Origin of the sequence: Pseudomonas sp. IB20 (genome assembly GCF_009707325.1) — a bacterium.
In the GTDB taxonomy this organism is placed as follows: domain Bacteria; phylum Pseudomonadota; class Gammaproteobacteria; order Pseudomonadales; family Pseudomonadaceae; genus Aquipseudomonas.
Genome location: NZ_CP046103.1, coordinates 3,635,548 through 3,649,394 on the forward strand (window position 1 = coordinate 3,635,548; position 13,847 = coordinate 3,649,394).

The 13,847-nt window shown below is 60.4% G+C and carries 14 protein-coding genes; 4 read left to right on the forward strand and 10 right to left on the reverse strand.

The features are described from left to right. Positions 1-36: 36 nt before the first annotated feature. Positions 37-1,110: an AI-2E family transporter gene (locus GJU48_RS16870; RefSeq protein WP_094950279.1), complete on the reverse strand. Its 1,074-nt coding sequence runs from the start codon at positions 1,108-1,110 to the stop codon at positions 37-39. A 42-nt stretch (positions 1,111-1,152) separates the two neighbouring features. Next, positions 1,153-2,193 carry a DUF2066 domain-containing protein gene (locus GJU48_RS16875; protein WP_094950278.1) on the reverse strand — a complete coding sequence of 347 codons (1,041 nt, stop codon included), beginning with the start codon at positions 2,191-2,193 and terminating at the stop codon, positions 1,153-1,155. Between the two features lie 355 nt (positions 2,194-2,548). Here GJU48_RS16875 and purM point away from each other — a divergent pair, with 355 nt between their 5' ends. From purM to GJU48_RS16895, 4 genes are all read left to right on the forward strand, one after another. Beyond that, positions 2,549-3,607: a phosphoribosylformylglycinamidine cyclo-ligase gene (purM, locus tag GJU48_RS16880; RefSeq protein WP_094950277.1), complete on the forward strand. Its 1,059-nt coding sequence runs from the start codon at positions 2,549-2,551 to the stop codon at positions 3,605-3,607. Between the two features lie 11 nt (positions 3,608-3,618). Beyond that, the gene (purN, locus tag GJU48_RS16885; RefSeq protein ID WP_094950301.1) at positions 3,619-4,269 is read left to right on the forward strand and encodes a phosphoribosylglycinamide formyltransferase; all 651 of its coding nucleotides are present in this window, start codon (positions 3,619-3,621) and stop codon (positions 4,267-4,269) included. A gap of 8 nt (positions 4,270-4,277) precedes the next feature. Beyond that, the gene (locus tag GJU48_RS16890) at positions 4,278-4,991 is read left to right on the forward strand and encodes a DUF3108 domain-containing protein (RefSeq protein ID WP_094950276.1); all 714 of its coding nucleotides are present in this window, start codon (positions 4,278-4,280) and stop codon (positions 4,989-4,991) included. A gap of 376 nt (positions 4,992-5,367) precedes the next feature. Then, positions 5,368-5,556, forward strand: a complete 189-nt coding sequence (locus GJU48_RS16895; protein ID WP_064453511.1) for a hypothetical protein — start codon at positions 5,368-5,370, stop codon at positions 5,554-5,556. A 97-nt stretch (positions 5,557-5,653) separates the two neighbouring features. Here the strand turns inward: GJU48_RS16895 and GJU48_RS25755 are convergent, their stop codons facing one another. The 8 genes from GJU48_RS25755 to GJU48_RS16935 all read right to left on the reverse strand — a co-directional run bounded on the left by GJU48_RS25755 (position 5,654) and on the right by GJU48_RS16935 (position 13,747). Next, positions 5,654-5,773 (reverse strand): DUF2058 family protein, encoded by a 120-nt coding sequence (locus GJU48_RS25755; protein ID WP_155296048.1) that lies wholly within the window; start codon positions 5,771-5,773, stop codon positions 5,654-5,656. A gap of 43 nt (positions 5,774-5,816) precedes the next feature. Further along, entirely contained in the window at positions 5,817-6,362 is a 546-nt protein-coding gene (locus GJU48_RS16905) for a DUF2058 domain-containing protein (RefSeq protein WP_003230516.1), read from the reverse strand. 25 nt (positions 6,363-6,387) lie between these two features. Continuing rightward, the gene (gene mazG / locus GJU48_RS16910; RefSeq protein WP_094950275.1) at positions 6,388-7,221 is read right to left on the reverse strand and encodes a nucleoside triphosphate pyrophosphohydrolase; all 834 of its coding nucleotides are present in this window, start codon (positions 7,219-7,221) and stop codon (positions 6,388-6,390) included. A gap of 155 nt (positions 7,222-7,376) precedes the next feature. After that, positions 7,377-9,620, reverse strand: a complete 2,244-nt coding sequence (gene relA, locus GJU48_RS16915) for a GTP diphosphokinase (RefSeq protein ID WP_094950274.1) — start codon at positions 9,618-9,620, stop codon at positions 7,377-7,379. Between the two features lie 150 nt (positions 9,621-9,770). After that, positions 9,771-11,123, reverse strand: coding sequence for a 23S rRNA (uracil(1939)-C(5))-methyltransferase RlmD (gene rlmD, locus GJU48_RS16920; RefSeq protein ID WP_094950273.1), 1,353 nt, complete (start codon positions 11,121-11,123; stop codon positions 9,771-9,773). Continuing rightward, complete coding sequence (gene cysM, locus GJU48_RS16925) at positions 11,123-12,025, reverse strand: cysteine synthase CysM (protein ID WP_094950272.1); 903 nt, start codon at positions 12,023-12,025, stop codon at positions 11,123-11,125. The genes rlmD and cysM overlap by 1 nt, the downstream gene beginning before the upstream one ends. A 217-nt stretch (positions 12,026-12,242) precedes the next feature. Continuing rightward, a complete protein-coding gene (locus GJU48_RS16930; protein ID WP_094950271.1) occupies positions 12,243-12,848 on the reverse strand; it encodes a tRNA-uridine aminocarboxypropyltransferase in 606 nt (201 codons plus the stop codon). Between the two features lie 5 nt (positions 12,849-12,853). Continuing rightward, entirely contained in the window at positions 12,854-13,747 is an 894-nt protein-coding gene (locus GJU48_RS16935; RefSeq protein ID WP_094950270.1) for a LysR family transcriptional regulator, read from the reverse strand. Positions 13,748-13,847 lie beyond the last annotated feature (100 nt).

The following is a 13,847-nucleotide window of genomic DNA, read 5'->3' on the forward strand; positions in this document are numbered from 1 at the left end:
ACAAACCCGGCCTGGGCCGGGTTTGTGACGAAGCGGTTACAGATCGGGGTCTTCAGCCCCGGTATACACATCCGAATCTTTATACAAATCGTGCACATGGCGCACCAGCACCATGATCACCGCCGCCACCGGCAGCGCCAGCAGGATGCCGGTGAAACCAAACAGCTCACCGCCCGCCAGGATCGCAAAGATCACCGCCACCGGGTGCAGGCCGATCCGGTCACCCACCAGCAGCGGCGTCAACACCATGCCTTCAAGGGCCTGGCCGACCATGAACACCGCGACAATCCCGAGCATCGGGTACAGGTCGCCGCCAAACTGGAACAACCCGGCCACCAGTGCCGCGCCAATGCCGATCACGAAGCCCATATAAGGCACGATAGCGGCCAGGCCGGCGATCAAGCCGATCAACAGGCCCAGCTCCAAGCCAATCGCCATCAGGCCGGCGGCGTAGATAATCCCCAGGGCCAGCATCACCAGCAACTGACCACGCACGAACGCGCCCAGTACCTCATGGCACTCTTCGGCCAGGGAAACGATGCGCTCTTCGCTGTTGCGCGGCAGCAGGCTGCGGATTTTGGCCATCATCAGGTCCCAGTCACGCAGCAGGTAGAACGCCACCACTGGGATCAGCACCAAGTTGGTCAACCAGCCAATCAACGCCAGGCTGGATGCCGTGGCCTGGCTGAGCACGACACCGACGATATCGGTGGTCTGGCCCATGTGCTCACTGATCGCCGCCTTGACCTTGTCGAACTTCCAGAAGCCATCAGCCAGGCCCAACTTGGCCTGGGCCCACGGCATTGCCGTGTGCTGCAACCAATCGAGCATCTGCGGCGCCAGTTCATACAAGCGAAACAGCTGCTTGGCCAGCATCGGCACCAATACCAGTACCAATGCTGTGATGACCAACGTGAACAGCGCAAACACCGCCACCACACCCAAGGTCCGCGACAGGCCGGCTTTCTCCAGGCGATCCACCACCGGATCGAACAGATAGGCGAGCAGCAGCGCCACCAGGAACGGCGTCAGGATCGAATGCAGTAAGAACACAAAAACGCACAGCAGGACAATCCCGCCAAGCCACACCCAACGACGCGTATCCGCCATAAACCACTCCATTATTTGCTTCTATCTATAAAGGAAGAACAATTACCAGCGAAAACGCAGCTGTGCCTGAGGTTCACGCGCAACAGCGGGCTGTGTAGCGTCCACCACCGGCTGCTGGGCCGGCACCTCACCCGCAGGCACTTCCTGCAACTTGGCCAGGCTCAACTGGGTACGCAACTGATCGGCACTGCCGTTGACGCGGTACACAATACGGTTGCCATCCACGCGCTGCGGCTGACCACCAAAAGGCTCGAGCAGATGGCCCAGTGCGGCGTAGCGCTCCAGGGTCATGCCCTGCACTTCGAGCAACTGCTCACTGCTCACACCGGGTTTGACGGCAAAACGTGGCGCCAACTTTTGGCTGACGGCGAGCAATACGGCATCGGCCACGGCGGCGGTGTCGGCACCTTGGGCGGTGCCCTGCTCACTCTTGTCGCCCAGCCACAGGCGCCATTTGGCCTGCCACTGGTTACCTTCCTGGCGCGCGTGCACGGCGAGCAATGCGTCGGCACCGTAGCGCTCAGAAGCTGCGCGCAGTGGCGTGGCGTCGGCGCTTTCCAGATTCGGTGCCGTGGCGACTACCTGTTCGTCCAGATCACCCAGCGGCAGGCGCAACGGCAAGCCACGGTGTTGCGCCGCCCGACGCAGCGCGCCGGCGACGGCTTGGCCATCACCGACCAGGCTGCTGCCTTCGGTGGAGTCGTTCAGCCACCAGCCGAGGATCGACGGCCGATTGCTGCCCCAGATCGACAAGCCCGCCTCACGCAGCGCGCGATCGGTGCTCACCGGGTCGAAATCCACTTGCAGGCTTTCCGGTGGGCCAGCGTCGTAGCCGTACTGGCTGATGATTTGTTGCGGATCCTTGCGAATCGCCGCCAGGCCCGGGCCATCGGCGGCCTTGGCGTCTCCCGTCAGGCGGATCACCAGGGTTTGCACGGCGCGCTGGGTGGCTTGGTCGCGCTCCTGCGGCGACTGGCTGCTGACAGGTTCAAGTACTTGATACAGGCCATTGAGGGTTTCGGCATGACTCGCCAGGCTGACCAACGACAAGCAGCCTACAAAGAAGAATTTACACAGACGCATGGAAGATTCCCGAACAACAAATTTAGCGGCTGGAACAGACCGCGTGAACTCGGCTTAGCATGGCTGTGACCACAGCAGCCGGTAAAACATTCACAGGGTCTTGGTAAGTTTTCGCAACGTCATAACAGTAGCGGGTTAAAGGCTATACCTTAATACACGCCAAAGCAGACCCCATTAGCATTTTTTTAACCGGCTTTTTTAACCTATATGGCCCTGCCCGTCGGCCCGAGGATGGCCGCTGCCTCTCAAGCCTGATAAAATCGCGCGCCTTCGCAGACCGTCAACGGCTGGGCCTTTTATCAAAAGCGCCCGCCGCTCGGTCGTTACCCAGAAATCCCCCCTAAAGGCCTGGATCATGAGCAAGCAACCCTCCCTGAGCTACAAGGACGCCGGTGTAGACATCGACGCCGGTGAAGCATTGGTCGAACGCATCAAGAGCGTCGCCAAGCGCACTGCGCGCCCCGAAGTCATGGGCGGCCTGGGCGGTTTTGGCGCCCTCTGCGAAATCCCGGCCGGCTACAAACAGCCTGTACTGGTCTCCGGCACCGACGGCGTGGGCACGAAGCTGCGCCTGGCCTTGAACCTGAACAAGCACGACAGCATCGGCATCGACCTGGTTGCCATGTGCGTCAACGACCTGGTGGTGTGCGGCGCCGAGCCGCTGTTCTTCCTCGACTACTACGCCACCGGCAAACTCAACGTCGAAACCGCGACCCAGGTCGTGACTGGCATCGGCGCGGGCTGCGAACTGTCGGGTTGCTCTCTGGTCGGCGGCGAAACCGCTGAAATGCCAGGCATGTACGAAGGCGAAGACTACGACCTGGCTGGTTTCTGCGTCGGTGTTGTAGAGAAATCCGAAATCATCGACGGCTCCAAAGTCGCTGCCGGTGACGCCCTGCTCGCCCTGCCATCCTCCGGCCCGCACTCCAACGGCTACTCGCTGATCCGCAAGATCATCGAAGTGTCCGGCGCCGACATCGAGACCATCCAACTCGACGGCAAGCCGCTGACCGACCTGCTGATGGCCCCGACACGCATTTACGTCAAGCCACTGCTCAAGCTGATCAAGGACACTGGCGCGGTCAAAGCCATGGCCCACATCACCGGTGGCGGCCTGCTGGACAACATTCCGCGTGTTCTGCCAAAAGGCGCCCAGGCGATCGTCGACGTGGCCAGCTGGCAGCGCCCGGCAGTCTTCGACTGGCTGCAAGAGCAAGGCAACGTCAACGAAACCGAAATGCACCGCGTGCTGAACTGCGGCGTGGGCATGGTGATCTGCGTGGCTCAAGAGCACGTTGAAAGCGCACTGAACGTACTGCGCGAAGCAGGCGAGCAGCCGTGGGTCATCGGCCAGATCGCCACCGCTGCCGAAGGCGCGGCTCAAGTTGAACTGAAGAACCTTAAGGCACATTGATGCAAGAGCGGATGCCCGCTACATGTGATGTCGTGGTGCTGCTCTCCGGCACCGGCAGTAATTTGCAGGCCTTGATCGACAGCGCGCGCATCGGCGACAGCCCGGTGCGCATCGCTGCGGTGATCTCCAACCGTAGCGACGCCTACGGCCTGCAACGCGCCACGGACGCGGGTATCGCTACCCGCGCCCTGGATCACAAGGCTTTCGAAGGCCGCGAGGCCTTCGATAGCGCCTTGATCGAACTGATCGACGCCTTCAACCCCAAGCTCGTGGTCCTCGCCGGTTTCATGCGCATTCTCAGCGCTGATTTCGTGCGGCACTACCAAGGGCGCCTGCTGAATATCCACCCGTCCCTGTTGCCCAAATACAAAGGGTTACATACTCACCAACGCGCCCTCGAGGCCGGTGACACCGAGCACGGCTGCAGTGTGCACTTCGTCACCGAGGAACTCGATGGCGGGCCTCTGGTCGTACAGGCTGTGGTTCCGGTAGAGTCTGCAGACTCAGCGCAGACACTTGCGCAACGGGTTCACACCCAGGAACACAGGATTTACCCACTGGCTGTTCGCTGGTTTGCCGAGGGGCGATTGATTCTTGGCGAACAGGGTGCATTATTGGACGGTCAGTTACTCGCGGCCAGCGGCCACTTGATTCGAACCTAGGAGATTTTATGCGTCGCGCCTTGCTCTTCGCTTTTGCGCTGTTCGCCTTGCCCGCCGTGCAAGCAGCAGACCTTCACCCTTTCTCCGCCAGCTACACCGCCGACTGGAAACAGTTGCCCATGAGTGGTTCGGCCGAACGCAGCCTGACCAAAAATGACAATGGCTCCTGGACCTTGAACTTCAAGGCTTCCATGATGATCGCCAGCCTCACCGAGACCAGTGTGATCCTGTTCGACAAGGACGCCCTGCAACCGAAGAGCTACAGCTTCGAACGCGGCGGTCTGGGCAAGGCGAAAAAGATCAACCTGGACTTCGACCAGACGAGCAAAAAAGTAACTGGTTTCGAAAACAAAGACCCGGTCAACGTCACCCTCGAAAGTGGCATGCTCGACAAATCGACCTACCAGCTTGCCCTGCAGCGCGATGTTGCCGCCGGCAAGAAAAGCATGAGCTACCGCGTGGTTGAAGGCACCGATGTCGATACCTACGACTTCCGCGTGATCGGCCCGGAAAAGGTCCAGACCAAAGCCGGCGCTATCGATGCTATCAAGGTCGAGCGCGTGCGCGACCCGTCGCAGAGCAAGCGCATCACTCAGATGTGGTTTGCCAAGGACTGGGGCGGCATCCTGGTTGCCCTGCGTCAGGTGGAAACCGACGGCAAGGAATACAACATCATGCTGTTGGACGGCACCGTTGACGGCAAGGCTGTCAAAGGTAGCTGATGGGCTGATGAGCTGAAAAAAGAGCCTCGCTGAATGCGGGGCTTTTTTTCGCCTGCAGGTTTTGTGCTGGACGCTCTACCGCTATCGCAGGCAAGCCAGCTCCTACATTGGAATGCATTTCAACGGTGGGAGCTGGCTTGCCCGCGATGACGTCAGCCCAGATAACCCAGCTTGAAACCCCACTCAAACATGAAACTTTTGTCATAAAACTCAGCAGCCTGCGACGCAATGTCACGGTTTACGGGGCCTGTGGCACTGTTGCGTTTTGTGCAATGAATTGTTGCGTGCAAAACCAGTTTACTTAGCAAGCTAACAAAACATATAAAAGAGGCCTGCGACGACTTGCCGCAGATCAACCAGAGATTGGAGCAAGCAGATGACTGTAAAAGTAACTGAACGCGACGATGCACACATGTCTCACGAAGCACTGGGCCATGGGATTCACATCTGGGATGTACATCAACAAGACCAACTGGTCGGCATGTTCCACGACGAGAGCGAAGCCCACAATTATAAAAACGAGCTCGAAACTCTTGAGATGAAGCGCCAGGCACAAAGCTCCTGAAACTCTGATATCGCGCAGGCATCCGGCCCCACACAGCAGCTGGATTACCTGCAAAAAAAACCCCGCCTTTTGAGCGGGGTTTTTCGTTTTTACCGCATTACCACATCAGGTCATCCGGGATCTGGTAGGCAGCGTACGGATCATCTTCATCCAAAGCTCCTGAAACTCTGATATCGCGCAGGCATCCGGCCCCACACAGCAGCTGGATTACCTGCAAAAAAAACCCCGCCTTTTGAGCGGGGTTTTTCGTTTTTACCGCATTACCACATCAGGTCATCCGGGATCTGGTAGGCAGCGTACGGATCATCTTCATCCGGCACTTGGCTTTCAGTCAGGATGTTGAGCTGCACGATACGCTCCGGCGCACGCTCCTGGATCTTCAGCGCCGCTTCACGCGGGATCACCTCGTAACTGCCACCGTGGTGCACGATCGCCAGGGAGCCGTTGCTCAGTTTGTTACGCATCAACGTGTTGACCGACAGGCGTTTGACCTTCTTGTCGTCGACGAAGTTGTAGTAGTCCTCAGTCGTCAGCTTAGGCAGGCGCGAGGTCTCGATCAGTTGCTTGACCTGGGCCGTGCGGGCCTTGGCCTCGGCTTTTTCCTGCTGCTGGCGGTTCAGTTCCTGGTCACGCTTGACCTTCTCGGCGTGCGCCTCGGCAGCCAAACGCGCCTGGGTGTCATCAACTTCGGCTTGGCCTTTATGGACCAGGCGCTGCTGCTTCTGCTTCTCTTTGCCGACCTGCTTGGCCTGCTTTTGGTTGACCAAACCTGCTTTAAGCAACTGGTCGCGAAGGGAAAGGCTCATGGTGCTTACTCACTTAGGCAACTGCTCAACCGCAGCTGGACACATTCTTTTCCTGACGTTTGGCTTCGCCCCACAGGGCGTCCAACTCTTCGAGGGTGCAATCTTCTATGGATTGGTGCGTATCGCGCAATGCCTGTTCGATAAATCGGAAACGTCGTTCGAACTTGGCATTGGCGCCACGTAGCGCAGTCTCCGGGTCAACCTTGAGGTGACGCGCCAGGTTGACCGCCGCAAACAGCAGGTCACCGACTTCATCGGCAATCGCCACCGAGTCGTTATCGGCCATGGCTTCGAGCACTTCATCGAGCTCTTCGCGCACGTTATCCACCACCGGCAAGGCTGATGGCCAGTCGAAACCGACCTGGCTGGCGCGCTTTTGCAATTTGGCGGCACGGGACAGCGCCGGTAAAGCCGTGGGCACGTCATCCAGCAGGGACAATTGCTGCGGTGCGTCGGACTTTTCCGCGCGTTCCTCAGCTTTGATCTGCTCCCAACGCACCTTGACCTGCTCTTCGCTCAACTGAGGAACATCCAAGGGCGCATACAAATCGCCCGTAGGAAACACGTGAGGATGGCGGCGGATCAACTTGCGGGTAATGCTGTCGACCACCCCGGCGAACTCAAAACGGCCCTCCTCCCGCGCCAACTGGCTGTAATACACCACCTGGAACAACAGGTCGCCCAGCTCACCTTGCAGGTGATCAAAGTCGCCACGCTCGATGGCATCAGCGACTTCGTAGGCTTCTTCCAGGGTGTGCGGGACGATGGTCGCGTAGGTTTGCTTGATGTCCCACGGGCACCCGTATTTGGGGTCGCGCAGGCGGTTCATCAGGTGCAGCAGGTCTTCAAGTGAATACATCAGTCAATCTCTGTTCGCTCCCACACAAGCCCGGCGCCCCCAGAAAGCAGTCCACACATATTTCAGGTTCAAGTGAATACATCAGTCAATCTCTGTTCGCTCCCACACAAGCCCGGCGCCCCCAGAAAGCAGTCCACACATATTTTCAGACCGCATCATGGTGTGCGATTACGCCGGGTTTCGATGATGTTCGGCAACTGGGAAATCCGCCCCAACAACCGCCCCAACGCGTCCAGCCCCGGAATCTCGATGGTCAGGGACATCAACGCGGTGTTGTCCTCTTTGTTCGAGCGGGTGTTGACCGCCAGCACGTTGATCCGCTCATTGAGCAGCACTTGCGACACGTCACGCAGCAAACCGGAACGGTCGTAGGCGCGAATGATGATGTCCACCGGGTAGGTGAGCACCGGCACCGGGCCCCAGCTGACCTGGATGATGCGTTCCGGCTCGCGCCCGCCCAGTTGCAGCACCGAGGCGCAATCCTGGCGGTGAATGCTCACGCCACGGCCCTGGGTGATATAACCGACGATGGCGTCGCCCGGCAACGGCTGGCAGCAGCCGGCCATTTGCGTCATCAGGTTGCCCACGCCCTGAATCTGGATATCGCCGCGCTTGCCCGGTTTGTAGCCGGTGGCTTTGCGTGGGATCAGCTCCAGCTGCTCGCTGCCGCGCTCCGGCTCGACCAGTTGCTGGGCCAGGTTGACCAGCTGCGCCAGGCGCAGGTCGCCGGCCCCCAGGGCTGCGAACATGTCCTCGGCGATCTTCATGTTGGCCTTTTCGGCCAGCTTGTCGAAGTCCACCTGCGGCAAGCCCAGGCGCGCCAATTCGCGCTCAAGCAAGGTTTTACCGGCGGCGACGTTCTGGTCGCGCGCCTGCAATTTGAACCAATGGACGATCTTCGCCCGTGCCCGCGACGTGGTGATGTAGCCCAGGTTCGGGTTCAGCCAGTCGCGGCTCGGCGTGCCGTGCTTGCTGGTGATGATCTCGACCTGTTCACCGGTCTGCAGGCTGTAGTTGAGCGGCACGATGCGCCCGTTGATCTTGGCGCCCCGGCAGTTGTGGCCGATTTCGGTGTGCACGCGGTAGGCAAAGTCCAGCGGCGTAGCGCCTTTGGGCAAGTCGATGGCGTGACCGTCGGGGGTGAAGATGTAGACGCGGTCCGGCTCGATATCCACGCGCAGCTGTTCGGCCAGGCCGCCGATGTCGCCGAGTTCTTCGTGCCACTCAAGCACTTGGCGCAGCCAGGAGATTTTCTCTTCGTACTGGTTGGACCCGGCCTTGACGTCGGTGCCCTTGTAACGCCAGTGCGCACACACCCCAAGCTCAGCCTCTTCGTGCATGGCGTGGGTGCGGATCTGCACTTCCAGCACCTTGCCCTCAGGGCCGATCACTGCGGTGTGCAGCGAGCGATAGCCGTTTTCCTTGGGGTTGGCGATGTAGTCGTCAAATTCCTTGGGAATGTGCCGCCACAAGGTGTGCACGATACCCAGCGCGGTGTAGCAGTCGCGCATTTCCGGCACCAGCACACGCACGGCGCGTACGTCGTAGATCTGGCTGAATGCCAGGCCTTTGCGCTGCATTTTGCGCCAGATGGAATAGATGTGTTTGGCCCGGCCGCTGATATCGGCATCGACGCCGGTGGCCTGCAACTCGGAACGCAACTGCCCCATCACATCGGAGATAAAGCGCTCACGGTCAAGCCGCCGCTCGTGCAGCAGCGTGGCAATCTGTTTGTATTGATCGGGTTCGAGGTAGCGGAAGGACAAGTCCTCCAGCTCCCACTTGATATGGCCGATACCCAGGCGGTGCGCCAGCGGCGCGTAGATGTCGAACACCTCGCGGGCAACGCGGTTGCGCTTTTCGTCGTCGGCGGTTTTTACCGCACGGATCGCGCATGTGCGTTCGGCCAGCTTGATCAGCGCGACACGCACGTCGTCGACCATCGCCACCAGCATCTTGCGCAGGTTCTCGACCTGGCCCTGGGTGCCCAGCACCATCGACTGGCGTGGGCTGAGGCTGGCGCTGATGGCGGCCATGCGCAGTACGCCGTCGATCAACTTAGCGACCACGGCGCCGAAGCGCTGGCTGACCAGCGGCAACGCAATATGCCCTTCGCGCACGCCGCGATAGAGCACGGCGGCGATCAGCGAATCCTGGTCCAGCTTGAGATCGGCGAGGATCTCGGCGATTTCCAACCCGGTGCGAAAGCTTGATGTGCCCTCCGCCCACAGGTTCTTGGCCGCATTGTCTTGCTGTTCAGACTCACGAGCGAACTCGCAGGCTGCTTTCAAGGCTTCACGGTCCAGTGCCGGGTCGACACTGACGGCATGATCCAGCCATGCCTCGAGATTGATACTGCCGTCGGTGTTGATCGGCTGGTGTGCTCTCACCTGTACCATCTTGCTTACCTTCCCTACGACGCACCTTTGATGCGCCAAAAATCATCGCTGACCTGCTGCGTAACCCTAGCTCTGCAACCAAGGCTACGTGCAACTCCCTGACAGGTCACGGCCCAGGAGACTACAGGCCAGTCGGATTAAACGGGCATCCTAGCCCGCTTCAAATAACGCCATGGCCTCGACATGAGATGTCTGTGGAAACATGTCGAGGATCCCGGCACGTTTTAGCCGGTAGCCTTGCTTGACCAACTCAACCGTGTCCCGCGCCAGCGTGGCCGGGTTGCAGGACACATACACCAAACGCTTGGCTCCCAGCGTGGCGAGCTTACGCACAACCTCCAGGGCACCATCGCGGGGTGGGTCCAAGAGTACCGCAGAAAAGCCCTGTTTGGCCCATTCCGCGTCAGTCAAAGGCTGGGATAAATCAGCCTGAAAAAACTGCACATTATGCAAATTGTTGCTGACAGCGTTCTGCGCCGCGCGGTCCACCATGGTCTGTACACCTTCTACCGCGACCACTTCGCGCACGTGTTTGGCCAGCGGCAACGCAAAGTTACCCAGCCCGCAGAACAGGTCCAGTACCCGTTCCTCGGGCTGTGGCGCCAGCCATTCCAGGGCCTGGGCGACCATCGCGGCGTTGACGCCAGCGTTGACCTGCACAAAGTCCCCGGGCCGATAAGCCAGTTCCAGATCCCATTGTTCCAACCGATAACCCAACGCCGAGTTCGCCTCGACGGGCTCCGGCTCGCCCTCGCCATGCAGCCACAACTGCGCTTCATGGAAGGTGCAAAATTCTTGCAGGATCAGCAGGTCCGCCTCGGACAACGGCGCCATATGCCGCAGCAACACGGCGATGGATGAGCCGCTGAACAACTCCACATGCCCCAGCGCCTGCGGTTTGCTCAGGCGGCGCAGCATGTTCGGCAAGCGCTGCATGATCGGTTGCAAGGCCTGTACCAGCACCGGGCAATCATCGATGGCGACGATGTCCTGGCTGGCCACGGCGCGAAAACCCACCTCAAGCTTTTTCGCCTTGGCGTCCCAGCGCACGGCCACGCGGGCGCGACGACGGTAGGCGAACTCCGGCCCACTCAAAGGGGCGGCCCACGCTTGCGGTTCGACACCGGCCACACGCGACAGTTGTTCGGCGAGCATGCGCTGTTTCAGGGCGAGCTGTTCGTCATGGGGCAAGTGCTGCACGCTGCAGCCGCCGCAGCGGCCAAAATGCGCGCACGGCGCCGGGCGGCGCAGTTCGCTGGCCTTGAACACACGCTCGGTGCGCGCTTCTACCACTTTGCCGTGGGCGCCCAATACCCGCGCTTCGACTTCTTCGCCGGCCAGCGCACCGTTTACAAACCAGGTACGGCCTTCAAAGAACACGATGCCACGGCCATCGTTGGCCAGGCGCTCGATGGTCAGGCGTTGTTTCTTGCCTACCGGAATCTGCGGGGCCCGGCTGCCGCCTGTCGGTTGGAAGCGCAGGCCTCTCTCGTGCTTGGCCATCAGTTGGGTTCGTCGAAGATGCCGGTCGACAGGTAACGGTCGCCCCGGTCACAGATGATCGCGACGATCACCGCGTTTTCCACTTCTTTGGACAACCGCAACATACCGGCCACGGCGCCGCCGGAGGACACGCCGCAGAAGATGCCTTCTTCGCGCGCCAGGCGGCGGGTGGTGTCTTCGGCTTCACGCTGGGCCATGTCGATGATGCGGTCCACGCGCGTGGCGTTGTAGATCTTCGGTAGGTACTCTTCGGGCCAACGGCGAATACCGGGAATCGCCGCGCCTTCCATCGGTTGCAGGCCGACGATCTGGATCGCCGGGTTCTGCTCCTTGAGGTAGCGCGAGTTGCCCATAATGGTGCCGGTGGTGCCCATGGAGCTGACAAAATGGGTGATGGTGCCTTGGGTCTGACGCCAGATTTCCGGGCCTGTGCTGGTGTAGTGCGCCTCTGGGTTATCGCCATTGGCAAACTGGTCCAGCACCACGCCACGGCCTTCGGCGGCCATGCGCTCGGCGAGGTCGCGCGCGCCTTCCATGCCTTCTTCCTGGGTGACCAGCAACAACTCGGCGCCATAGGCGGTCATTGCCGCCTTGCGTTCGGCGCTGCCGTTGTCGGGCATGATCAGCACCATCTTGTAACCCTTGATTGCCGCGGCCATGGCCAGGGCGATCCCGGTGTTACCCGAGGTGGCTTCGATCAAGGTGTCGCCGGGCTTGATTTGCCCGCGCAGCTCGGCGCGGGTGATCATCGACAGCGCCGGGCGGTCCTTGACGGAGCCGGCCGGGTTGTTCCCTTCAAGCTTGAGAAGCAGAATATTGCTGGTTTCACCCGCCATGCGTTGCAAGCGGACCAGAGGCGTGTTGCCGACGCAATCGGCGATTGTAGGGTACTGCAAGGTCATGGCGTATTCGCAATCCAGACTGCGGGGGCGACCATCATACCGGGAAAGGCTGGCGGGCCATATCACGCAAAGTGTGGTGCTTATGGCTTACAGGAATAAGCGAGTGGCGTGTGGCCTGTGAGGGCGCTATCGCGGGCAAGCCCGCCGCCACAGAGGACAGCGTGCAGATCAATGTGGGAGCTGGCTTGCCTGCAAAAGCCGCACCTCGGTAAACCGACTAACCCAATTGCCCGTCGCCATGATTCTTACGAAACACCTCGTCCCCCATCGCCGAAATCTGCCCGTCAATCAGTGCCTCGAACGGTTTAAGCAGCGCCTCAAAAGAGGTCGGCGCTTCCAGCACCTGCAACGCCTGCACAATTGCCTCTACCGTCGACAAAGCCCCTGGCCCCGGTGCTTTGCGCAACCGGTAGCGAGAAACGCCACCCTCGGCCAGGGTCACCCGGGGCAATGCGGCCAATAAAGGATTGAGGTGCAGCAATTTGCGCGCTTTGCGCCAGGTGCCGTCGGGCACCACCAACAACAGCGGTTGGTCGTCGGGCGCATACACCTGCAAAGGCTGGGCGTCATCAGCGGGAAACAGCAGGCGCGCTTGATAACCGGGCGGGTTTAACAAGGTCGCCAAATCGTCAAACACCTCACCCACCACCAACTGCGCATTGCTCAACCCCAACGCCGCCAACCGCGCGGTATTGAGCGCATGGTTGACCTCACTCGGGTGCTGCAGCAGCAACACACGGGTGCGGCTGTCGAGGCTGGGGATCAGCGGGCACAGGCAATGAGTGGCGGGCCGCTGGCAAGTTGGACATTGGGGTCTGGACATGTTTTTCAGGCCTGGTTGAGCTGGGCTTTGAGTAAGTCGCGAAAGGTCTGGATCAGCGGCTCGCGGCTACGGCCACGGCGCATGATCATCGAGAACGGCGCCTGATAGCCGAAGGTCGCCGGCAGCAGCACACGCAAGTCGCCCTTGTCGGCCCAGGCTTGGGCGTAGTGCTCAGGCAGGTAGCCGATATAGGCGCCGGACAGCACCAGGATCAACTGCGCCTCCATACTTTCCACCGTGGCGGCGCTGTGTTTGAAGCCGTGGCGCGCCAGTTCTGCCTGGCTCCAGTAGCCGCGCCCGACCATACGCTGCTGGGTGATCACTTGTTCGGGGATGCGCCGTTCGCTGAACAACGGATGCCGCGTGCTGCAATACAGCCAGTGTTGCTCGCGGTACAGCGGCATGTAGATCAACCCGCTCATGCGGTTGGAGAACGCGCCGATGGCCAGGTCCAGGCGGTTGTCCTGCACGCCCAATTGCAGCTCATAAGGGCTCATCACCGACAAATTCAAGTGCACAGCCGGGTGTTCCAGGCTGTAGGCGCCGATCACTTCGGCGAACGGCAGGGCCTTGTCGCTGACGGTGGAGTCGAGCACGCCGAGTTTGAGGGTGCCGCGCAACTCACCTTTTAACGCGGCGGCGTATTGCTCGAACCCTTCCAGCTCGCCTAATAGACGCAGGGTTTCCTGGTGGAACAACTCGCCTTTGCTGGTCAGGCTGAACCCGCCGCGCCCGCGATGGCACAGCACCAGGCCCAAAGCTGCTTCCAGCTGGCTCATGTAGGTGCTGATGGCCGACGTCGACAAGTTGAGTTCGTGCTGGGCATTGGCGAACCCTTCGTGCCGCACGACGCTGACGAAGATGCGCAGGAGTTTCAGGTCGGGCAAGGCGTTGGCCATGGGTTCTCCAGATAACACAAAAACCTGTGGGAGCGCAGCCAAAACCTGTGGGAGCGAGCAAGCCCGCTCCCACATTTGAACCGAGTTTACCTCAGGCATT